Source organism: Streptomyces sp. NPDC050528 (genome assembly GCF_044457795.1).
Taxonomy (GTDB): domain Bacteria; phylum Actinomycetota; class Actinomycetes; order Streptomycetales; family Streptomycetaceae; genus Streptomyces.
The window spans coordinates 198,731-220,656 of record NZ_JBITHH010000005.1; the positions used below are offsets into that span (position 1 = coordinate 198,731).

The 21,926-nt window shown below is 70.9% G+C and carries 18 protein-coding genes and 1 pseudogene; 10 read left to right on the forward strand and 9 right to left on the reverse strand.

The window, feature by feature from the left end; translation table 11 throughout:
• Positions 1-158: 158 nt before the first annotated feature.
• From ACIBK4_RS19150 to rsmI, 8 genes and pseudogenes are all read right to left on the reverse strand, one after another.
• Positions 159-2,153 carry a nitrate- and nitrite sensing domain-containing protein gene (locus ACIBK4_RS19150; RefSeq protein ID WP_398995933.1) on the reverse strand — a complete coding sequence of 665 codons (1,995 nt, stop codon included), beginning with the start codon at positions 2,151-2,153 and terminating at the stop codon, positions 159-161.
• A 225-nt stretch (positions 2,154-2,378) separates the two neighbouring features.
• Positions 2,379-3,158 (reverse strand): MHYT domain-containing protein, encoded by a 780-nt coding sequence (locus ACIBK4_RS19155; RefSeq protein WP_398995934.1) that lies wholly within the window; start codon positions 3,156-3,158, stop codon positions 2,379-2,381.
• 192 nt (positions 3,159-3,350) lie between these two features.
• The gene (locus ACIBK4_RS19160; RefSeq protein WP_398995935.1) at positions 3,351-4,280 is read right to left on the reverse strand and encodes a 4-(cytidine 5'-diphospho)-2-C-methyl-D-erythritol kinase; all 930 of its coding nucleotides are present in this window, start codon (positions 4,278-4,280) and stop codon (positions 3,351-3,353) included.
• 441 nt (positions 4,281-4,721) lie between these two features.
• Positions 4,722-5,603, reverse strand: a pseudogene (rsmA, locus tag ACIBK4_RS19165) (16S rRNA (adenine(1518)-N(6)/adenine(1519)-N(6))-dimethyltransferase RsmA); the annotation flags it as partial.
• Positions 5,604-5,716: 113 nt separating this feature from the next.
• Positions 5,717-7,027 (reverse strand): ubiquitin-like domain-containing protein, encoded by a 1,311-nt coding sequence (locus ACIBK4_RS19170; protein WP_398995936.1) that lies wholly within the window; start codon positions 7,025-7,027, stop codon positions 5,717-5,719.
• 143 nt (positions 7,028-7,170) lie between these two features.
• Positions 7,171-8,073: a TatD family hydrolase gene (locus tag ACIBK4_RS19175; RefSeq protein WP_398995937.1), complete on the reverse strand. Its 903-nt coding sequence runs from the start codon at positions 8,071-8,073 to the stop codon at positions 7,171-7,173.
• Positions 8,074-8,120: 47 nt separating this feature from the next.
• Positions 8,121-8,561 carry a hypothetical protein gene (locus ACIBK4_RS19180; RefSeq protein WP_398995938.1) on the reverse strand — a complete coding sequence of 147 codons (441 nt, stop codon included), beginning with the start codon at positions 8,559-8,561 and terminating at the stop codon, positions 8,121-8,123.
• Between the two features lie 282 nt (positions 8,562-8,843).
• Positions 8,844-9,704, reverse strand: coding sequence for a 16S rRNA (cytidine(1402)-2'-O)-methyltransferase (rsmI, locus tag ACIBK4_RS19185; RefSeq protein ID WP_398995939.1), 861 nt, complete (start codon positions 9,702-9,704; stop codon positions 8,844-8,846).
• A 62-nt stretch (positions 9,705-9,766) separates the two neighbouring features.
• Here rsmI and ACIBK4_RS19190 point away from each other — a divergent pair, with 62 nt between their 5' ends.
• The 4 genes from ACIBK4_RS19190 to ACIBK4_RS19205 all read left to right on the forward strand — a co-directional run bounded on the left by ACIBK4_RS19190 (position 9,767) and on the right by ACIBK4_RS19205 (position 16,511).
• A complete protein-coding gene (locus ACIBK4_RS19190; RefSeq protein WP_398995940.1) occupies positions 9,767-11,506 on the forward strand; it encodes a dolichyl-phosphate-mannose--protein mannosyltransferase in 1,740 nt (579 codons plus the stop codon).
• A 59-nt stretch (positions 11,507-11,565) separates the two neighbouring features.
• Positions 11,566-12,936, forward strand: a complete 1,371-nt coding sequence (locus ACIBK4_RS19195; protein WP_398995941.1) for a hypothetical protein — start codon at positions 11,566-11,568, stop codon at positions 12,934-12,936.
• Between the two features lie 132 nt (positions 12,937-13,068).
• Complete coding sequence (locus ACIBK4_RS19200) at positions 13,069-14,700, forward strand: penicillin-binding transpeptidase domain-containing protein (RefSeq protein WP_398995942.1); 1,632 nt, start codon at positions 13,069-13,071, stop codon at positions 14,698-14,700.
• A 131-nt stretch (positions 14,701-14,831) separates the two neighbouring features.
• Positions 14,832-16,511: a penicillin-binding transpeptidase domain-containing protein gene (locus ACIBK4_RS19205; protein ID WP_398995943.1), complete on the forward strand. Its 1,680-nt coding sequence runs from the start codon at positions 14,832-14,834 to the stop codon at positions 16,509-16,511.
• Between the two features lie 42 nt (positions 16,512-16,553).
• Here ACIBK4_RS19205 and ACIBK4_RS19210 read toward each other — a convergent pair whose 3' ends face one another.
• On the reverse strand, positions 16,554-16,910 hold the full coding sequence (locus ACIBK4_RS19210; RefSeq protein WP_398995944.1) for an SsgA family sporulation/cell division regulator: 357 nt from the start codon (positions 16,908-16,910) through the stop codon (positions 16,554-16,556).
• Between the two features lie 170 nt (positions 16,911-17,080).
• Between ACIBK4_RS19210 and ACIBK4_RS19215 the strand changes: the two genes are divergently transcribed.
• From ACIBK4_RS19215 to ACIBK4_RS19240, 6 genes are all read left to right on the forward strand, one after another.
• On the forward strand, positions 17,081-18,112 hold the full coding sequence (locus ACIBK4_RS19215; protein ID WP_398995945.1) for an energy-coupling factor ABC transporter permease: 1,032 nt from the start codon (positions 17,081-17,083) through the stop codon (positions 18,110-18,112).
• Position 18,113: 1 nt separating this feature from the next.
• Positions 18,114-18,875 (forward strand): cobalt ECF transporter T component CbiQ, encoded by a 762-nt coding sequence (cbiQ, locus tag ACIBK4_RS19220; RefSeq protein ID WP_398995946.1) that lies wholly within the window; start codon positions 18,114-18,116, stop codon positions 18,873-18,875.
• Positions 18,875-19,636: an energy-coupling factor ABC transporter ATP-binding protein gene (locus ACIBK4_RS19225; RefSeq protein ID WP_398995947.1), complete on the forward strand. Its 762-nt coding sequence runs from the start codon at positions 18,875-18,877 to the stop codon at positions 19,634-19,636. Before cbiQ ends, ACIBK4_RS19225 begins: the two co-directional genes overlap by 1 nt.
• Positions 19,633-20,100 carry a MarR family winged helix-turn-helix transcriptional regulator gene (locus ACIBK4_RS19230; RefSeq protein ID WP_398995948.1) on the forward strand — a complete coding sequence of 156 codons (468 nt, stop codon included), beginning with the start codon at positions 19,633-19,635 and terminating at the stop codon, positions 20,098-20,100. The genes ACIBK4_RS19225 and ACIBK4_RS19230 overlap by 4 nt, the downstream gene beginning before the upstream one ends.
• 139 nt (positions 20,101-20,239) lie before the next feature.
• On the forward strand, positions 20,240-20,704 hold the full coding sequence (locus ACIBK4_RS19235; RefSeq protein ID WP_398995949.1) for an organic hydroperoxide resistance protein: 465 nt from the start codon (positions 20,240-20,242) through the stop codon (positions 20,702-20,704).
• Between the two features lie 37 nt (positions 20,705-20,741).
• A complete protein-coding gene (locus tag ACIBK4_RS19240) occupies positions 20,742-21,905 on the forward strand; it encodes a serine hydrolase domain-containing protein (protein ID WP_398995950.1) in 1,164 nt (387 codons plus the stop codon).
• Positions 21,906-21,926: the final 21 nt, after the last annotated feature.

The following is a 21,926-nucleotide window of genomic DNA, read 5'->3' on the forward strand; positions in this document are numbered from 1 at the left end:
GGGGCGTCGGACACGGAACGGGCCTTTCCAGCAGTGCACTTGACGTATCAAACGAACCTATCCGTCCCATCCGCCCCACCTGTACAGCGATTGCGGTACATCTGTGTGGAGATGGTGGGGAGGGGTGGGTGGAGAGGGGATGGCGGGAAGAGTCCCGCTCAGGCGCCCGCCCCGCGCAGCCGTTGCTGCGGGACCAGGGCCGCTGCCGGTGCCAAACCCCGGCCGCCCACCGCCTGTTGCTCGCCCACCGGCATGTCGTCGCGCATCAGGGTCTCGGGGATGAGCACCGCGGCCGTGACGCCGCCGCTCGACGAGTGGCGTACCTCCACGCGCAGGCCCTGCCGCTCGCGCAGCCGGTTGACCACGAACAGGCCGATCTGCTTGGCGTCGAGGAGGTCGACCTTCTCGGACTGGATCTTGCGGTTGGCGTCGGCCATCGCGTCGTCCTTCATGCCGAAGCCGCTGTCCTCGACCTCGATGAGCACGCCCTCGCGCATCCGGGCCGCGCGTATCTGCACCTGGGTGCTGGGCGGTGAGAAGGCGGTGGCGTTCTCGACGAGTTCGGCGAGCAGATGGATCACGTCGGCTACGGAACCGCCGGTCAGCGACACCTTCGGTACGGCCCAGATCTGGACGCGGGCCGAGTTCTCGATCTCGGCGACGGCCGCGCGCAGGATGTCGGACAGCGGGATCGGGTCCCGCCAGCCGCGCCCGGGCGCGATCCCTGACAGGATCAGCAGGCTCTCGGAGTGCCGGCGCATCCGCGTGGCCAAGTAGTCGACGCGGTAGAGCTCTTGAAGTTCGGCCGGGTCGCGCTGCCTGCGCACCATCGCGTCGAGCAGGTCGAGTTGGCGGTGGAGCAGGACCTGGCTGCGGCGGGCGAGGCTGACGTAGACCCCGGAGATCCCGCTGAGGAGTTCGGCGCGTTCGGAGGCGGCCTTGAGGGCGGCGCGCTGGACGGCGGTCAACGCGGTGCCGACCTGGGCGAGTTCGTCGCCGGCGAGGCGGCGCATCGGGGCCTCGACGTCGACGTCGACGCCCTGGCCCGCGTGCAGTCGGCGCATGGCCTGCGGGAGGCGGCGGCCGGCGACTTCGAGGGCGGAGTTGCGCAGGTCGAGGAGTTCGACGATGAGGCCGCGGCCGACGAGCACGGAGACCAGCAGCGACAGCAGCACGCCGACCAGGCCGAGCACGACGGCGACCCCGGAGGCGCCGAGCGTGTCCCAGCCGAACGGGTCGGCGGCGGCCGTGGCTCCCGTACCGGCCTTCGTCTCGGCCGTACCGAGCCCCTTGAGGACGCCGCCCACGGTGGCGTCCCAGCCCTTGAGGAAACCGGCGGACGCGGCCGGGGTGCCGGGGCCCGCGCTGCTCACCCGGTTCTCGATCGCCTGGAGTTGGCTGTATCCGCTGCCGTCGAGGACCGTGCGGTACGCCGTCCGGTGCTCGGCCCTGAGGTCGGCGACCGCGGGGGCGAGCAGCTCGCGCTGGGTGGCTACGGCGCCGACGAACTGCGCGTACTGCTGCTTCGTCAACTCGCCCCCGGCGCCGGCGGCGCCGAGCAGCGCCTGTTCGCGGGCGACGGCCTCGCGGGCCCGGGACAGTTCGAGCACCACGCGTGCCTCGGAGGCGTCGGCGGCGGTCTTGTCGCCGGTGAGCGCGCCGGTGACGGAGAAGCCGTGCTCGACGATCGCCGAGTAACCGCTGTACGTGGCCGTCGACTTGGCGCCCTTGGCGGTGGCCTGTGCGCGCAGCGCCGCGAGGCCGTTGGCGTCCGTCTCCAGCCTGTCGATACGGCCGGGCAGCGTGGAGTCGATGAGCGCCGCGTCGGAGCTGGAGGCGTTGACTCCGTCGAGCAGCGCGGCGGCGGCCCTGTCGGTGGCCTTCGTGGCGCTCGTGAAGGCGCCGGGCGCGTCCGCGTGCCGCAGGGCGGCGGTCCGCTCGGCCTGCACCGCGGTGACGAACTCGGCTACGGGGGTGAGGAGTTCGGAGTTGACGTCCTTGGCTGTCTCGGTGGCCGCGATGCTCGACGCGGTGGTGACCGCGGCGAAGCCCCACAGGGCCATCAGGGACACGACGGGCAGCATCAGCAGGGCGACGATCTTCGCGCGGACCGATCTGGGGCGCAGCCGGGCTGGCGTGCGGAGGACACGCATGGGGACCTCGTTCGGGGAGTGCGGGGGTGCAGGGGGTGCGGGGAGTCGGAGTCGGCCCGGACCGGGGTGGGGGTGGGTGGCTGGGGTTGTGTGCGGGGTGCGGGTCGGTGGGAGCTGGGCGCGCAGTTCCCCGCGCCCCTGGGGGGGGTGGGGATCGGCGAGGTGAGGACCTGTGCCGGGGTGTCGTGGTGGCAGGTGTGTCGCCGTCGGGTGGCCGAAGTCGGTTTAGACCGTGGCTAGTTCGACCTCGCGGAGCAGCTCCGCCGCGAAGGCCGACTCGTGGCGCTTGCCGGTCGGGGAGAGGGCGACGTACGCGGAGGCCAGGAAGAGGAAGGAGCCGAGGACGACCGCGAGCGGGAAGATGAACTCCGTGGCGGTGGCGCCGGCCAGGGTCGCGCCGCTGGGGGCGAGGGCGACGCTCACGGCGTACATGCCGGTGTAGTGCATGCTGCTGACCGCGAGCCCCATGACGAGGGCGGCGAGGGTGGCCAGGACCGGGCCGCGGACGATCAGGGTGAGGGTGAGCGCGGCGGTCGCGGCGACGATGGCGATCGCGACGGAGGCGATGACGAGCCGGGGGTCGTAGTCGATCGTGCCGTGCAGGTCGAGCGCGGCCATGCCGGTGTAGTGCATGGCGGCGACGCCGAGGCCGGTGCCGATGCCGCCGAAGGCGACCGACGTGACGCGGGAGCGGCCGTAGCCGGCGGTGAAGACGCCGGCGGCGACCACGCCGATGGACATCAGCAGGCTCAGGACGGTGAGCGGGACGTCGTAGCGGATGGGGGTGCCTTCGACGCTGAAGCCGAGCATCGCCACGAAGTGCATGGTCCAGATGCCGGAGCCGATGGCGACGGAGGCGAGCGTCAGCCAGTTCCGTTTGGAGGCGCCGTCCGCCTCAAGTGCCCTTACGGTGCAGCGCAGTCCGAGGGCGGCGCCGACGCAGGCCATCGCGTAGGAGAGGACCGGGGTGACCCAGCCCGCGCTGAAGTGATCCATGTGGCCCATGGGGAGGTTCCTCTCGGGCGTGGCGCGGCGAGACCGCGCGCGCAGGGAGTACCGCCGGTAACGAGGACCGGGGTTGGCTGATCATGCCAGCCGTAACCCTGGGACATAGGGCGCGAAAGGGACCTCGGGGTTGATTGGTGAACATTAAATCAATGTGGTTTGGATTACACCGAACATGCGTATTTTTGCAGGTCAGGCGGGTGTTCCGTGGACCTCGTGTGAAGGTCGGTCGATCACGGTCGCCCCCGCCGCCGGACCCGTCGCCGTACGGACCGTCCGGCAGGTCCCGGACGCCGTCAACGCCTCCGCCACCTTCGCCGCCGACGCGGGGTCGCGGACCAGGAACGCCGTCGTCGGGCCCGAACCGGAGACCAGCGCGGCGAGGGCGCCGGCGGTGCGGCCCGCGGCGAGGGTGTCGGCGAGTTCCGGGAAGAGTGAAAGGGCCGCCGGCTGAAGGTCGTTGGAGACGGCGGCGGCGAGCGCGTCCGGGTCGCCCTTCGCGAGCGCGTCGAGGAGAGGCTGCGAGGCGACGGGCTCGGGGATGTCGATCCCCTCGCCGAGCCTGTCGAACTCCCGGAACACCGCCGGGGTCGACAGCCCGCGCCCTGCCATCGCGAACACCCAGTGGAAGGTCCCACCGGTCTCCAGGACGGTCAGCTTCTCGCCGCGCCCGATGCCGAGTGCCGCGCCGCCGACCAGACTGAACGGCACATCGCTGCCCAACTCCGCGCAGATGTCGAGCAGTTCGGCCCGCGAGGCCCCGGTCCCCCACAACGCGTCGCACGCCACCAGCGCGCCCGCCCCGTCCGCACTGCCCCCCGCCATGCCGCCGGCCACGGGAATGTCCTTGGCGATGTGAATGTGCACGGCGGGACTACGGCCGTACCGCTCCGCGAGTGCTACGGCCGCCCGCGCCGCCAAGTTCGTACGGTCCAGGGGGACTTGGTCCGCGTCCGGGCCCACGCAGGTGACCCGGAGTTCGTCGGCGGGGGTCACGGTGACCTCGTCGTACAGGCCGACGGCAAGAAAGACGTTGGCCAGGTCGTGGAAACCGTCGGGGCGCGCGGCGCCCACCGCGAGCTGGACGTTGACCTTGGCGGGGACGCGAACGGTGACGCTCACTTGCCGGGCTCCTTGTGCTGGGCGTTGGCCTTGGTGAAAAGCGGGGCGGGGGTGGTCAGTTGCCGGGTGCTCCTGGCGGGCATCGTCGGTTCAGGCGTCGCGGGCGGGCGCGTTTTGCCCGGCGGGCGCGGTGTGGTCGGCGGGCGCGTCCTGCCCGGCGGGTGCGGTGCGGTCGGCGGGCGCGTCCTGCCCGGCGGGTGCGGTGCGGTCGGCGGGCGCGTCCTGCCCGGCGGGTGCGGTGTGGTCGGCGGGCGCGGTGCGGTCGGTGCCCGTCTCGCCTTCAGCGCTCGCCATGCTCTCGGCACCCGCCTTGCCCTCGGCACCCGCCTTACCCTCGGCGCCTGGCTCGGCCTCGGCGCCCACCTTGCCCTCGGCACCCGCCTCGGCCTCAACGCCAGCCCTGCTCTCGGCACCCGCCCTGCTCTCGGCACCCGCCTTGCCCTCGGCGCCTGGCTCGGCCTCGGCGCCCACCTTGTTCTCCGCGATGCGCGTGAACTCCTCGACCGTGAGCGACTCACCCCTCGCCTGTGGGGACACCCCGGCGGCCACCAGTGCCGTCTCCGCTGCCGCCGCCGAGCCCGCCCAGCCCGCGAGTGCCGCCCGGAGGGTCTTGCGGCGTTGGGCGAAGGCCGCGTCGACCACGGCGAAGACCTCGCGGCGGGTGGCTGTCGTCTTCAGGGGCTCGGGCCTGCGGGTCAGGGAGACCAGGCCGCTGTCCACGTTCGGGGCCGGCCAGAAGACCGTGCGGCCGATGGAACCCGCGCGCTTGACCTCGGCGTACCAGTTCGCCTTGACCGACGGGACGCCGTACACCTTCGAACCGGGCGGGGCGGCCAGGCGGTCGGCAACCTCTGCCTGGACCATCACCAGGGTGCGTTCGATGGTCGGGAAGTGTTCCAGCATGTGGAGCAGGACCGGTACGGCCACGTTGTAGGGGAGGTTGGCCACCAGCGCGGTCGGGGGCGGGCCCGGGAGCTCCGTCACCTGCATCGCGTCCGAGTGCACCAGCGCGAAACGGTCCGCCCGGTCCGGCATCCTCGCGGCCACCGTCGCCGGGAGTGCGCTCGCGAGGGTGTCGTCGATCTCCACAGCGGTGACCCTGTCGGCGACCTCCAGCAGCGCGAGTGTGAGTGAACCCAGGCCGGGGCCTACCTCCACGACCACGTCGTCGGGGCGGACGTCTGCGGTGCGGACGATGCGGCGGACCGTGTTTGCGTCGATCACGAAGTTCTGGCCGCGTTGTTTTGTGGGGCGGACGTTCAGGGCGGCGGCCAGTTCGCGGATTTCTGCGGGGCCTAGGAGGGCGTCGGGGTTGCTGCTCACGTTCCTAGGTTACGGGTCCGTTTTCGGCTGCCGCGCCGTCGTGGCTGGTCGCGCAGTTCCCCGCGCCCCTAGGGGGTGGGGGCTGCGCCCCCTACCCCCTCATCCCTCGTCGCTCAGCCGTGCAGCCTCGTCCCGCAATGCGGCCACGGGCTCGAACCCCTCCGCACATACAGCCTCTTCGCCCTGAACGTCTGTTCCTCCGCGCTCGCGTCCTGCGGGCGGCCGCTCCCGCCCAGGCTGTGCCAGGTGTGGGTGTCGAACTGGTAGAGGCCGCCGTACGTGCCCGAGGGGTCCACCGCGCCGGGGCGGCCGCCGGACTCGCAGGTCGCCAGGCCGTGCCAGTTCAGTTGGTCCGCGCCCTGGACCGACGTGGGCATCGGTTTGGTGCCGACCTTCACCAGCTGCGCGCGGGGTTCGCGGACCAGCTCGTCGTCCACTCGCCGGGGCTTCTCCTTGACGCCGTTGACCGTGCGGAGGGTGTACGTGACCCGGCGCAGACCCGGCTGGCCCGCCCGCTCCACCACCTCCGTGCCCTTGAACAGGGTGGGGTCGTCCTTGCGCTCGACCTTGAAGGGGATCGACTCCTCGCGGACCTCGCGCGTGCCGGTGACGCGGAGGACCGTGATCGTCTGGCCGTCGCGCGGGAACGTGGCCGGGGGGACCGACGTCGTGTCCTCGCCGTGCAGGCCGATGCCCGCCTCCTGGACCGCCTCGCCGACCGTCGCCGCGTTGGTGCGGATCGTGCGGGCGCGGCCGTCGGCCATGATCGTGACGGTGCGTTCGGTGCGGACGTCGAGGGCGAGTCCGGCACGGCCGATGGGCTGGGAGCGGGACGTCGAGAGGTAGGCCCCCTCCGCGCGCACGCCGAGTTGTTCGAGGGCGCCGTCGACCGTGCGTGCCGTGGTCCACACCTCGCGCCGATGACCGTCGATGGTGAGCCGCACGGGGCGGCCGTAGCGCACCGCGACCTCGTCGCCGCTGGCGAGGGTCGCGTCGCGGCCGGGGGCGACCACGTCGTGGGCGCCTACGTCGACGCCCTGCTGGGCGAGGAGTTCGGTGACGTCGTCGGCGAAGGTGTGCAGCGTGCGCGGCTTGCCGTCGACGCTCAGCTCGATCGCCTTGTCCTTGGCGACGAACGCGGTCGTGCCGCCGGCGAGGAAGGCGACGACCAGCGCCTGCGGTACCAGCCTGCGCATCGCCGAGCCGGAGTCCGTGCGGTCGGCTCTTCGGCGACGGCCGTGCCGCGCCGCCGGTTCGCTCTCCGGCTCGGCGGTGCCCGCCTGGCGCGGGAACACGGGTTCGTACGCCTCGTAGGCGGGGCGGTACGTGTCCTCGTACACCTCGGTGGGCCCGTCGGTGTACGCGTCGGCGCGCACACCGCGGTCGTACGTCTCGTACGTCTCGTAGGTCTCGTAGTTGCTCACGCCGACACGCTCCAGAAGGCCACGGGGGTCCGGATCGGGCCAACAGAACCTAGCGGAGTGACCGTCACTCTCCAAAGCGACGCGGCTACCCAGAGTTGTGTTCGATGACGTCCTGAGGATGTGTTCCGTGCGGCCCCGAGGGCTCAATAGGCGAACGCCCGGGCCGTGTTGGCCGCGAGCGCCGTCGCCAGCTCGTCCTCCTCGATGCCCCGTACGGCGGCCATCGCGCGCACCGTGACCGGAATGAGATAGGGCGCGTTGGGCCGTCCGCGGTACGGCGCCGGGGTCAGGAAAGGCGCGTCCGTCTCCACCAGGACCAGCTCCAGGGGGGCCACCGCCAGCGCGTCCCGGAGATTCTGGGCGTTCTTGAAGGTCACCGTGCCGGCGAAGGACATGAAGTACCCGGCGCGGGCGCAGAGTTCGGCCATGTCCGCGTCGCCGGAGTAGCAGTGGAAGACCGTGCGCTCGGGGGCGCCTTCCTCCTTGAGGACGCGGAGCACGTCGGCGTGGGCGTCGCGGTCGTGGATGACCAGGGCCTTGCCGTGCCGCTTGGCGATCTCGATGTGCGCGCGGAACGACTGCTCCTGGGCCGCCTTGCCCTCGGGGCCGGTGCGGAAGTAGTCGAGCCCGGTCTCGCCGACGCCCTTGACCTGCGGGAGTCCGGCGAGGCGGTCGATCTCCGCGAGGGCTTCGCCCAGGGCCGCTTGGCCACCGGGTACGCGCGCACCCTGCCGGGACCAGCCGTCCGGGTCGCCGTGGACTATGCGCGGGGCTTCGTTCGGGTGCAGGGCGACCGTCGCGTGGACGGCGTCGTACCGGGCGGCCGTCTCGGCGGCCCAGCGCGAGCCCTTGAGGTCGCAGCCGACCTGTACGACCGTGGTCACGCCGACCGACGCGGCCTTGGCGAGCGCCTCGTCCACCGTGCCGGACTGCATGTCGAGGTGGGTGTGCGAGTCGGCGACGGCCACCCGGAGGGGCTCCGGGAGCGGCGGCGCCGCGTTCTTCTCGCTGCCGCGTTCGCGGGCACTGTCGCTGGAGGAAGGCATGCCCCGATCCTACGAAAGGGGCATGCCCGCCCGGTCGTCGGAGCCGGTCAGCTCGCCTTGCGGTGGAACGGGTGGAGGAGGTCGGAGAGGTGCCAGTGGTGGTCCCGGTGCTCCGGCAGCGGAGTCACGGGGGCCTCGTCGCCCGCGTCGCCCTCCGTGGCCGTAGCGTCCACCGCTGCCGGGCGGGGCCGCGGCGGCGCGTACTGCCGCTGTGCCGCCTCCCGTACCGACGACACCTGGCCCGCGCGCATGATGCGGACGACATGCCCGTCACAGTTGAGGCAGGCGGGCCGGCTGAGCGGTGACGGCACGACCTGACCCTCCGCCACGTACATCACGAACTGGTGGCCGTCGGTGTCGACGTGGTGCTCTATCTCGTACGACTGCTCCCAGCCGTGCCCGCACCGCATGCAGGCGAAGGAGTACGACTCGTTCACCACGGCGGTGGCACCGCCCCGGAGGCCGGTCTGCCCTGCGATCTCACTCATGCCAGCTCCTGCTTGCTTTCCGCTGGACAAGCGCCCCCGGCGAGGGGATTCCCCCCGGAATCCCGTTGGAGGCGAGGGACGGGTGCGTCCCTTCGTCCAGTGGACGCCTCCGGCAGGGCGAATGCATCAGTCCTGTCGACTGTTGGAGGCGATTTGGACTTTCCTTGTCGAATCGCCCCGCGAAGCCGGTCCGGCTTTTGCATTCGCGGACGGTGCTTTGCTCCGCCATGGGGCGCGCGCTCATAGGAACAGCGCCCCGCTCAGAGGAACTCTTTACGCAGGTCAGACAGGCTTTTGCGCACTCTTCGCCGCGACTACGGCATCGAACACCTCGCGCTTGGGAACGCCTGCCTCGACGGCCACGGCGGCGATCGCTTCTTTGCGCCGCTCCCCCGCTTCCTCACGCACCCGAACCCGCCGTACGAGCTCGTCCGCGTCGAGTTCCTCGGCCTTCTCGGGGGCGCCCTCGACGACGACGGTGATCTCCCCTCTCACACCTTCCGCGGCCCACGCGGCCAGCTCGCCGACCGGCCCGCGCTTGATCTCCTCGTACGTCTTCGTCAGCTCGCGGCAGACGGCGGCCCGGCGCTCGGCGCCGAAGACCTCGGCCATCGCGGCGAGGGTGTCGTCGAGCCGGTGCGGGGCCTCGAAGTAGACGAGGGTGCGCCGCTCGCCCGCGACCTCCCGCAGCCGGGACAGCCGCTCGCCGGCCTTCCTCGGCAGGAACCCCTCGAAGCAGAACCGGTCCACCGGCAGCCCCGACAGCGCGAGCGCGGTGAGCACGGCGGACGGTCCCGGTACGGCGGTGACCTTGATGTCCTGCTCCACGGCGGCGGCGACGAGCCGGTACCCCGGGTCGGACACGGACGGCATCCCGGCATCGGTCACGAGCAGCACACGCGCGCCGCCGAGCAGCGCCTCCACCAGCTCCGGTGTCCGCGCGGCCTCGTTGCCCTCGAAGTACGACACGACCCGGCCCTTGGGCTGCACCCCGAGCGCCTGGGTCAGCCGCCGCAGCCGCCGGGTGTCCTCGGCGGCGACCACGTCGGCACCCGCCAACTCCTCGGCGAGGCGCGGCGGGGCGTCCGCGATGTCGCCGATGGGGGTGCCGGCAAGGACCAGAGTTCCGGGAGCAACTGTCACGTTTCCATCCTCTCAGGGGAGAGAGGCGGGACTCACACAGACCTGTTCCCTACGATGGCGCGGTGACCAGTACCGCGTCCTCCACGGACATCCGGCAAGGGCAGGCCCCGCAAGACCAGCGGCCGTCGTGGCAGCAGCGGCTGCGCCGATTCGGCTACACGGCGGGGCCCAGAAGCGACGTACGCGACCGGCTGGTGCCGCCGTACGCGGAGCCCAGCCCGCGGCTGTGGGCGGCGCTCGGCTTCTCGCCGGCGCTCGTCGACCGCATCAACCGCTGGTCGGGCTGGGGCGGTCCGCTGCTGGTCACGCTCATGGCGGGCGTGATGCGCTTCTACCACCTGGGCAGCCCGAAGGCGGTGATATTCGACGAGACGTACTACGCGAAGGACGCGTGGGCGCTGGTCCACCGCGGCTTCGAGGTCAACTGGGACAAGAACGCCAACGACCTGATCCTCCAGCACAACGGTCACGTCCCGATCCCGACCGACGCGGCCTACGTCGTGCACCCGCCGGTCGGCAAGTACGTCATCGGCCTCGGCGAGCTGATCTTCGGCTTCAACCCGTTCGGCTGGCGCTTCATGACGGCGCTGCTCGGCACCCTCGCCATCCTGATGCTGTGCCGCATCGGCCGCCGCCTGTTCCGCTCCACGTTCCTGGGCTGCGTCGCGGGCGTCATGATGTCCCTCGACGGCCTGGCCTTCGTGATGGCCCGCACCTCGCTGCTCGACGGCGTGCTGATGTTCTTCGTGGTGGCGGCGTTCGGCTGCCTGCTCCTGGACCGGGACAGGGCGAGGGCAAAACTCGCCGCCGCACTACCCGTCGACGCCGACGGCCGCGTCCGCCCCGACGCGCACATCGCGGACACCCTGTTCCTCGGCCTGCGCCCCTGGCGCTGGGCGGCGTGCCTGCTGCTCGGCCTCGCCATCGGCACCAAGTGGAACGGCCTCTTCTACGCCATCGCCTTCACGCTGATGACGCTGCTGTGGGACGTCGGCTCCCGCAAGGTCGCGGGCGCGAGCAACGCGTACGTCGCGGTCCTGAAGTACGACCTGTTCCTCTTTGTGATCATGGCCCCGGTCGCATTCTCGGTCTACGTCCTCTCCTGGCTCGGCTGGATCCTCTCCCCCGCGAACGGCACCGGCGGCTACTTCCGCAACTGGGCCGCGACCGACGGCAAGGGCGGCTTCTGGAGCCAGTTCATGCCGGACTGGGCACGCAGCCTGTGGCACTACGAGCACGAGGTCTACGAGTTCAACGTCGGCCTGCACTCCCCGCACACGTACATGTCCAACCCCTGGAGCTGGCTCGTCGACGGCCGCCCGGTCTCCTACTTCTACGAGTCCCCGTCCCCCGGCTCGGACGGCTGCCCGGCAAGCGCGGGCGAAAAATGCGCCCGCGAGGTCCTGGCCATCGGCACCCCGCTCCTGTGGTGGGCGGCCTGCTTCGCCCTCCTGTACGTCCTGTGGCGCTGGGCCTTCCGCCGCGACTGGCGAGCGGGCGCGGTCGCCTGCGGCGTCGCGGCCGGCTACCTCCCCTGGTTCATGTACCAGGACCGCACGATCTTCTTCTTCTACTCCATCGTCTTCCTGCCCTTCCTGTGCCTGGCAGTCGCGATGCTGATCGGCGCGGTCATCGGCCCACCGGGCTCCAGCGACACCCGCCGGGTCGCGGGCGCGGTGGGCGCGGGCGTACTGGTCCTGCTGATCACGTGGAACTTCATCTACTTCTGGCCGCTGTACACGGGCACGGCGATTCCCATCGACCAGTGGCGCTCCCGGATGTGGTTGGACACCTGGGTGTAGGCGAAGAGGGAGTAGGCGAAGAACGAAGAACGAAGCGGGAAAACGGGGGACGGGACGACATGGACGATCACCTTGACGCGGCGATCAGAGCGCTGGCGTGGAACTCGGCGACACCGGGCAGTGTGCTGCTCCGGCTGCTCAAACTCGACCACCGGGACGTGCGGCGAACCATCACCTGGCGCTCCGGCATGCCGCCGGAGGTCGTGGACGCGATCCTGGCGGACCCCGATCCGCGGATCCGGATGGATTTCGCCGACAGCGCCACCGCCGACGCGGCCCAGCGCGCCCGTCTCATCGACGATCCGTCCCCGAAGGTCCTGCTCGCTCTCGCCTTCGGGCCGACGCCGTACCGGCTCCCGGTGGAACCGCTGCCCGACTGGGCGTACGAGCGGCTGCTGAAGCACCCGGACGAGCGCATCAGTTGCGGGACCGTCGAGTCGCACCTCGTCCCCACCCGTCTCCTGGCCGGCCTGGCGGACCATCCGCACCGCGTCCTTCGCGCCGCGGCCTGCCGTGCGTGGGAGGAACTGCCGCACGCCACAAGGGAGTCGCTGCTCCGGGACGACGATCTGAAGGTACGGCAGGCCGCCGCGCTGCGCGTCTGCCGTGAGGACGCGGACCGGACGGCGTGGCTGGTCGAGAGCCTCGGCGACTCCTGGTCGGCGAGCAAGGTGCTGCGGACCGGGCTGCTGAGCCGCGAGCTCGCCGAGCGGATGGTGGCCGAGCCGAACCCGTCCTCGGTGGCCGCGAACCCCTCCCTGCCACCGGATCTCGTACGACAGCTGGCCGTCCACCCGGACCCGCGCGTCCGGCTCGCCGTCTCCGCCCGGCCGGAACTGACGGAGGCGGAGCGCGCGGCCGTCGACTACACCGTGGAGCCCGAGGCGCGCCTGGACCCGCTGGACTGGGTGTGGGACGCCCGCGAGGACGTCGAGGTCCTGCGCCGGTGCGCGACATCCGCGCACATCTGGCTGCGCCGCAGCGCCGCGGTGTGCCCGGCGCTGCCCCCGGACATGGTCGAACTCCTCGCCCAGGACGAGGACTTCGCCGTACGGCTGCTGCTGGGCGAGTTCCATCCCGAGCCGCCGCCGGAGCTGCTGCTCGACCTGTATCTGCACGGCACCCACCGTGCCGTGGCGATGCTCATCGCCAAACCCCGGTTCCCGTCCGAGGGAATGGCGGCCCGGTTCCTGGACTCCCCGGATCACCAGCGGCTGGCGTTGCGTGATCCCGCGCTGACCCCGGAGGACGTGGACCGGCTCAGCCGTGAAGGGCCGCGCGGGTCGGCCGCCATGGACCCGCGACTGCCGCAGGCCAGGATCCGTGAGCTGCTCGCCGACCCCGAGACGGTCGGTGCCGTCGCCGGCAATCCCGCTCTCCCCGTCGAGGACATGCACCGGCTCCTGGACGCCGCCGGGGTGCCCGCCTGATCGCTCGTCGGAACGTTCCGGCCAGGACGACAAGCGGACGGTCTCTGTTGAGACAACAAAAGGCAACACCCCTCACAGCTTTCCCCCACGCCACTTACAGTCGAAGGACTGATAACGGGGAGGGACAGGGGCATGCGCAAGGGGGTAAAGGCCACCGTCATCGGCAGTGTGTTCGCCGTGATGGTGGGCGGGGCGGGGTACGGGGCGTTCAACGTCGTGTCCGCGCTGGGGGGTTCGGACGGGGTGGCCGGGGTCGGTGGGGCCGACGCCAAGAAGACCGGGCCGCCCAGCAGCAGTGAGGTCGAGGAGACGACGAAGAAGTTCTTCGCGGCCTGGGAGAAGGGGCAGTCGGTGACCGCCGCGTCGTTCACGAACAACGACGCCGCCGCCGACCCCGTGCTGGAGTCCTACAGCGGGTCCGGTCACATCACCCAGGTGAAGATCACGCCCGGTACGGCGACCGGCGCCACCGTGCCGTTCACCGTGAAGGCGACGGTGTCGTACAAGGGCATCTCCAAGCCGCTCAGTTACCAGAGCCGGCTGACCGTCGTGCGCGGGAAGACGACCGGGCGGGCCCTCGTGGACTGGCAACCGGCCGTCGTGCACCCGGAGTTGAAGGCCGGCGACACGTTCGTCACCGGGGAGTCCGCGAGTCCGGCGATCGAGGCCGTGGACCGGAACGGGGCCGTGCTGACGAAGGAGAAGTATCCGTCCCTCGGGCCGATACTCGACGAGCTGCGGTCCAAGTACGGTGACAAGGCGGGCGGTACGCCCGGGATCGAGCTGGCGATCAAGCACGAGCTCGCGGACTCGGCCGACACCACGCTGCTCACCCTGGAGAAGGGCAAGGCCGGCAAGGTGCGCACGACGCTCGACGCGAGCGCGCAGGCCGCCGCCGAGAAGGCCGTGACGAAGTACTCGGAGTCGTCCGTCGCGGCCGTACAGCCGAGCACCGGCCAGATCCTGGCCGTCGCCAACAACCGCAACGACGGCTTCAACGCCGCGTTCCTGGGCCAGTTGGCGCCCGGCTCGACGATGAAGATCATCAGTGCCGCCACGCTCATCGACAACGACATCACCAGCATGAGCGGCGCGGCGCCCTGTCCGCCCACCGCCACCTGGCAGAGCCAGACCTTCAAGAACCTGACGGGCCTCGCGCCGGACGAGAACGCGACGCTCGCCGACAGCTTCGCCCGCTCCTGCAACACGGCGTTCGTGAAGTTCGCCGACTCGGTCAAGGTGGACTCGCTGACCAAGGAGGCCGAGGACCGCTTCGGGCTCGGCCGGGACAACTGGAAGACCGGCATCCCGTCCTTCGACGGCTCGGTCCCCGCGTCCGGCGGCCCGGACACCGCGGCCAACCTGATCGGCCAGGGCCAGGTGCAGATGAGCCCGCTGAACATGGCGTCGGTGACGGCGACCGCGAAGACGGGCACGTTCCGCCAGCCGGTGCTCGTCGCGCAGAGCCTCGACGACCGCCAACTGGCCACCGCGCAGGGCCTGTCGGCGAGTACGTCGGCCCAGCTGCGGGCGATGATGAACCGCACCGCGACCAGCGGCACCGCGGCCGGCATCATGGCCGGGCTCGGCGGCAGCATCGGCGCGAAGACGGGATCCGCCGAGGTCGACGGGCAGACCAAGTCCAACAGCTGGTTCACCGGCTACCGCGACGACATCGCCGCGGCGGCCATGACCCAGGACGGCGGCCACGGCATCGACGCCGCCGGCCCGATCGTCCGGGCGGTACTGGCGGCAGGTGGCTGATCTCACTCCGCGGGGAAAGTGAACTCACCCGCACAGGACGGGACTCTAGGCTGTGCCCCGTCGTTGGGGTGTGTGAGGGCTGAGGGCCAGAACGACGGCGGCCCAAAGGGATTCGCGGAGGATCGGGAACTGTGGGCACGAGGGGCAAGAAGAAGGTCGTCGCCGAGAAGCGCAAGGCGAGACCGGCCGTGGTCGGCGGGGTGATCGCCGTGGCCGTCGTCGGCGCGGGCGTCGGCGCCTACGCGCTGTACGACGGCGGTGCCTCGGCCGAGGCGCGCACGTCAACCACCGCCGACCACAAGGCGATCAAGACGGGCCCGCTGTCGGCGACCGAGATCCAGACCACCGCGAAGCGGTACCTGGCCGACTGGCAGCAGGGCAAGGTCGCCCAGGCCGCCGCCACGACCGACAAGTCGACGGCGGCCGCCGCCCTACTCACCGGGTACACGAAGAACGCCCACATGAAGGGCATCACCGTCACCGAGGGCACCCCCACCGGCGCCAAGGTGCCCTTCTCCGTGAAGTGCACGGTGTCGTACAAGGGCATCAACAAGCCCATGTCGTACGCGAGTTCACTCACGGTCGTGCGCAGCGCGAAGGACGGCAAGCCGTACGTCCAGTGGCACGCCTCCGTCGTCCACCCGGACCTCGCGGACGGCGACACCCTGGTCACGGGCGAGTCCGGCACTCCGCCGATCAAGGCCTACGACCGTGACGGCGGCGAGCTGACGGTCGCCAAGTACCCGTCCCTGGGGCCGGTGTTGGACGGGCTGCGGGAGAAGTTCGGCAAGAAGGCCGGCGGCAAGGCGGGCATCGAACTCCAGGTGATCCGGGGCAAGAAGTCCAAGCAGTCCGACAAGACCCTCGTCGAGCTGAGCAAGGGCACCCCGGGCAAGGTGAAGACGACGCTCAGCCCGACCCTCCAGGCGGCGGCCGAGACACAGGTCAGCAAGCAGAAGAACTCCTCGGTCGTGATGATGCGCCCCTCGACCGGCGAGATCCTGGCCGTCGCGAACGCCTCGCACGGCTTCAACGTGGCCTTCCAGGGCTCCCTCGCCCCCGGTTCCACGATGAAGATCGTGACGTCGACGATGCTCTTCGAGAAGAACCTCATCACCCCGGACGCGTCCCACCCCTGCCCCAAGACGTACAAGCTGGCGGGCTGGACCTTCCACAACGACGACGACTCGGAGATCAAGAAGGGCACGTTCAAGATGGCCTTCGGGGCCTCCTGCAACAACGCCTTCATCAACTTCGCGCCCAAGCTGTCCAACAGCGACCTGACGACGGAGGCCCAGCAGGTCTACGGCCTCGGCATGAACAACTGGGCCATCGGCGTCCCCACCTTCGACGGCTCGGTCCCGGTGCAGAGCGGCGCGCAGATGGGCGCCTCGCTGATCGGCCAGGGCGGGGTCCGCATGAACCCGCTGAACATGGCGTCGGTCGCCTCCACCGTCGACACGGGCACCTTCCACCAGCCGTACCTGGTCTCCCCGACGGTCGACAACCGCACGATCGCGAAGGCCTCGCGCACGATGTCGTCGACGACCCAGGCCGAGTTGAAGGAGGTCATGAAGTACACGGCGGACTACGGCACGGCGGCCCAGGCGATGTCCGGGCTCGGTCCGGACTACGGCGCGAAGACCGGCTCGGCGGAGGTCGACGGCCAGAAGAAGCCCAACGGCTGGTTCACCGCGTACAAGGGCGACCTCGTCGCCGCGGGCGTCGTCCAGGCGGGCGGCCACGGCGGCGACACGGCGGGCCCGATCGTGGCGGCCCTGCTCAAGCTGGGCAGCAGCCTCGGCGGCTGAACCCCCGTGCCCCTACGGGGAGTTCAGGTCCCGACGGGGAGTTCAGGTCCCGACGGGCGTGCTGGCCGCCGTATAGGTCCGCCGCAGGAACCGCATGATCGTCTTCGTCTCGAACTGGACGACGGAGACGCCCTGTTCGGAGTGGAACTCGACCACGGCCTGCACCCGCCCGCACGGCCACACCCGCACCTCGCCGCTGCCGGCCGGGGCTCGCAGCCCCTCCTCCAGCAGGTCGCGGTCGAAGGTCCATTCATGCGGTCCGGGCAGGCCGATACGGACGGCTCGGGGATCGGATTCAGGGTCGTACCGCAGGACGACGGGGACCGCGTCTCGGTCCAGCCGGTCCACGTCCTCGTCGGTGACGATATGGGCTCGCGCGTACTGTTCGACTACGGACATCGGGCGGCCCCTTACGCTGAGTGACCTGTGTGAAAGCTATGCATCCGCTTCCACTACCCAAATGTCGCACATTTTCTCGGGAGCGCCCCTCGGGGCGACAGATCTCACATACCGGCAAGAGACTCCCTCGCTCTTGCAAAGGACTCGCAACAGCCATCTAAAATCATCCCGTGCATGTGCCTGACGGATTCATCGACGCCCCCGTATCCGCCGCGACCGGTGTGGTCGCCGCGGCCGCCATCGCCGTGAGCCTGCGCGGCGCGCGCCGCGAACTCGACGAGCGCACGGCACCACTCGCGGGCCTGGTCGCCGCGTTCATCTTCGCCGTGCAGATGCTCAACTTCCCGGTCGCGGCCGGCACCAGCGGCCATCTGCTGGGCGGCGCGCTGGCCGCGATCCTGGTCGGCCCCTACACGGGCGTCCTCTGCGTCTCGGTCGTCCTGCTCATGCAGGGCATCCTGTTCGCGGACGGCGGCCTGACCGCGCTCGGCGTGAACATCACCGACATGGCGATCACGACGACAGTCGTGGCCTACGCGGTCTTCCGCGGCCTGGTGAAGGTGTTGCCCCGCACCCGCCGCTCGATCACGGCCGCGTCCTTCGTGGCGGCCCTGCTCTCGGTCCCGGCGGCCGCCCTCGTCTTCACGTTCCTCTACTCCCTCGGCGGCACGACGGACGTCTCCCTCACCAAGGTCGCCACCGCGATGATCGGCGTCCACGTCCTCATCGGCATCGGCGAGGCCGCGATCACCGCGCTGACGGTCGGCGCCGTGATCGCCGTACGCCCGGATCTGGTCTACGGCGCACGCGGTCTGGAGCAGCGCCTCAAGCTGCGCGTGAACGGCGAACTCGTGGACGCGCCAACGCGGTTGGAGCCGGTCGCGGCCCGTGGCACCTCCCGCCGCAAACTGTGGATCACCGGCCTCGCCGCGTCCCTCCTCCTCGCCGGTTTCGTCAGCTTCTACGCCTCCTCGAACCCCGACGGCCTGGAGAAGGTGGCCGCCGACCAGGGCATCGACCGGCAGGCGAAGGAGCACGCCTCGGCGGACTCCCCGCTGGCGGACTACGGCGTACGCGATGTCGACGACGCCCGGCTCTCCGGCGGCCTCGCGGGCGTGATCGGCGTGGGCGTCACGGTCGTCGCGGGCACCGGCGTCTTCTGGGCGGTCCGCAAACGCCGTAGCACCTCGCAGGCGGCCTGACATGGGCGCGGGCCACGCCCACCGCCTCTACCGGCACGGCCACTCCCCCGTCCACGCGCTGCCCCCGCACACCAAACTGGCCGCCGTCTTCGCCTTCGTGGTGATCGTGGTCTCGACCCCGCGCGAGGCGATGTGGGCGTTCGGCGTCTACGCCGTGCTGCTGAGCCTGGTCGCGTACACGGCCCGCGTCCCGGCCGGCTTCCTGCTCCGCCGCCTGCTGATCGAGATCCCGTTCGTAGCCTTCGCGGTACTGATGCCCTTCGTGGCGGAGGGCGACCAAGTCACCGTCCTGGGCGTCCAGTTGAGCGTGAATGGCCTCTGGGGCGCCTGGAACGTCCTGGCGAAGGGCACGCTGGGCGTAGCGGCCTCGGTCCTCCTCGCCTCGACCACCGAACTACGCGAACTCCTCCTCGGCCTACAGCGGTTGAAGCTCCCGCCCCTCCTAGTCCAGATCGCGTCCTTCATGATCCGCTACGGCGATGTCATCACCGACGAGATGCGGCGGATGCGGATCGCCCGCGAGTCACGGGGTTTCGAGGCCCGGGGCATCCGCCACTGGGGTGTGCTCGCGAAGTCGGCGGGCGCGCTGTTCATCCGCTCCTACGAACGCGGGGAGCGGGTCCATCTGGCCATGGTGAGCCGGGGTTACGCCGGTTCGATGCCGGTGATCGACGAGGTGACCGCGTCCGGGGCGCAGTGGTCGTACGCCCTCGCACTGCCGTCAGCCGCCCTTGCCGTATGCCTGTTGGGATGGACGCTGTGATGGACGACGTTGTGACCCCTTCTCTCGAAGTCTCGGGCCTCGCCTTCGCCTACCCCGACGGCCAACAGGCCCTGTTCGGCGTCGACTTCACCGTCGCGCGCGGTGAACGGGTCGCCCTGCTCGGCCCGAACGGCGCCGGCAAGACCACCCTCGTGCTCCACCTCAACGGCATCCTCACGGCCGGCGCCGGGACGGTGACGGTGGCCGGACTCCCTGTCGGCAAGCGGCACATGGCGGAGATCAGGCGCCGGGTCGGGATCGTGTTCCAGGATCCCGACGACCAACTCTTCATGCCGACGGTCCGCGAGGACGTGGCGTTCGGCCCGGCGGCGGCCGGGATGAAGGGCGCCGAGCTGGAGCAACGGGTGCGTACGGCACTGGAGTCGGTGGGGATGGCGGACTTCGCGGACCGGCCCCCGCACCACCTGTCGTTCGGACAGCGGCGGCGAGTGGCCGTGGCAACCGTCCTGGCGATGGAACCGGAGATCCTCGTCCTCGACGAGCCCTCCTCCAACCTCGACCCCGCCTCCCGCCGTGAACTGGCCGACATCCTGCGGTCGTTGGACGTCACGGTCCTCATGGTCACGCACGACCTGCCGTACGCACTGGAGTTGTGCCCGCGCGCGCTGATCCTCAGCGAGGGCGTGATCGCGGCGGACGGGAAGACCGGCGAACTGCTCTCCGACGACGCGTTGATGCGGGCGCATCGCCTGGAGTTGCCCTTCGGGTTCGACCCGCGGTCCGTGACAATGGGCGCGTGACGAACGAGGACCATACGGATGCCGGGTCGCTGCTCCTCGACGAGCAGTTGTGCTTCGCGCTGTACGCGGCCCAGCGGGCGCTGACGGCCGCATACCGCCCCCTCCTGGAGGAACTGGAGCTGACCTACCCGCAGTACCTCGTCCTCCTCGTCCTCTGGGAGCACGGCGAGACCCCGATCAAGGACCTCGCGACCGCCCTCCACCTCGACTACGGCACGCTGTCCCCGCTCCTCAAGCGCCTGGAGTCGGCGGGTCTCGTCCACCGGGAGCGCGCGGCACACGACGAGCGCTCGGTGCTGGTCGCGTGCACGGAGCGGGGTGCGGCCCTCAGGGAACGCGCGGCCCGGGTGCCGGGTGCCCTGCTCGCGGCGACGGAGCTGGAGATGCCGGAGGTCGTACGCCTGCGGGCGGAGCTGTGGCGGCTGGCTGAGCGCGCGGAGGCCGCGGCGGACCGGGCGCGCTGATCCCCTGACCCGCTGACCTCGGGTTACCGACGGTCCACACCCCCTGCTGACCCACACCGACCTACTCGCCAGTATCTTGTGCACGATGTAGTTGCGCGCTCTCGTGTGTCCTTGTTTCCGCCCCGGGGGAGGTCCCGCCATGACCGACGACACAGCTGCCACCACTGACACAGCTGTCGACACCCGCCCGACGAAGATCATGTACGTCGCCGAGGCCACCGCCCACGGCGGCCGGGACGGCTTCGTCAGCAGCCAGGACGGCCAGCTCGCCCTCCAGGTCGCGATGCCCCCGGCGCTGGGCGGCGACGGCAACGGCACCAACCCCGAGCAGCTCTTCGCGGCCGGCTACAGCTCCTGCTTCCACAACGCGCTGGTCCTGGTCGGCCGTAGGGCGGGCTTCGACCTGACCGGTTCCACGGTCGCCGCGAAGGTCGGCATCGGCCCCAACAAGCAGCGCGGCTACGGCCTCGCGGTCGCCCTGAGTGTGTCCCTGCCGATCCTCGACCCGGACATCGCGGCGAAGCTGGTGGACGCTGCGCACGAGGTCTGCCCGTACTCGAACGCGACCCGCGGGAACATCGACGTCACGATCCTGCTTGGTTGAGGTAGGACAGCGGGTCGGCGGAACCAGGAGTGCGGACGTGGACGTGAACGGCGTGGTGGCCGAGGGCTTCGAGCCGGTCAGGGACGCGTTCGAGGCGAACTTCGAGGCGCGCGGCGACCGGGGCGCGGCCGTGACGGTGTACCGGCACGGGCACCGGGTCGTGAACCTCTGGGCAGGCACGAAGGACGTGGACGGCACCGCTCCCTGGGAGCAGGACACGGCCCAGATCGTCCGCTCGGCGACGAAGGGCGTGGCAGCCGCCGTACTCCTGCTGCTGGCGCAGCGCGGGGAGCTGGACCTGGATGCTCCGGTCGGCGAGTACTGGCCGGAGTACAAGGCGGCCGGCAAGGAGCACACGCTCGTCTGGCATCTGCTCGCGCACCGCGCGGGCGTGCCGGTGCTGGACCGCCCGCTGACCCCGGAGCAGGCCGCCGATCCCGTGCTGAGTGCTACGGCGATGGCGGCGCAGGCGCCGGTGTGGGAGCCGGGCGCGGACCACGGGTATCACGCGCAGACGTACAGCTGGCTGACCGGTGAGCTGGTGCGGCGGGTGACGGGCCGGTCGATCGGCGCGTGGATCGCGGACGAGATCGCGGGGCCGGTCGGGGCGGACCTGTGGGTGGGCCTTCCGGAGAGCGAGGCAGGGCGCGTGGGCCGGGTCGCGCAGCTGGAGGCCGTGACATCGGACACAGGCGTCCTCCGCACCCGCCCCAAGCGCTCGGTCTCCGAGGCGTACGCGAACCCGGACTCCCTCACCCGGCGCGCGTTCGGGGCGATCACGCCGATGCCGGACGAGAACGACCCGGCGTACCGGGCGGCCGTACTCCCCGCGTCGAACGGCATCGCGACGGCGGACGGACTGGCGCGTTTCTACGCGTCGCTGATCGGCGAAGTGGACGGCGGGGTACGGCTGTTCACGCCGGAGACGGTGCAGCTGGCGCGCGCGGAACGCTCGTCGGGCCCGGACCGCACCCTCGTGATCACCACCCGTTTCGGCCTGGGCTACATGCTGCACGGCAGCGCGTCCCCGCTCCTCTCGGAGGGGTCCTTCGGCCACCCGGGCCGGGGCGGCGCGCTGGGCTTCGCCGACCCGGAGTCGGGCATCGCGTTCGGCTATGTCACGAACGGCTTCCGCAAGAGCGTGACGGCGGACCCGAGGGCCCAGGCACTGGTGCGGGCCGTGCGCGCCTCCCTCATGTAGCACACTGGTACGACCACGGCA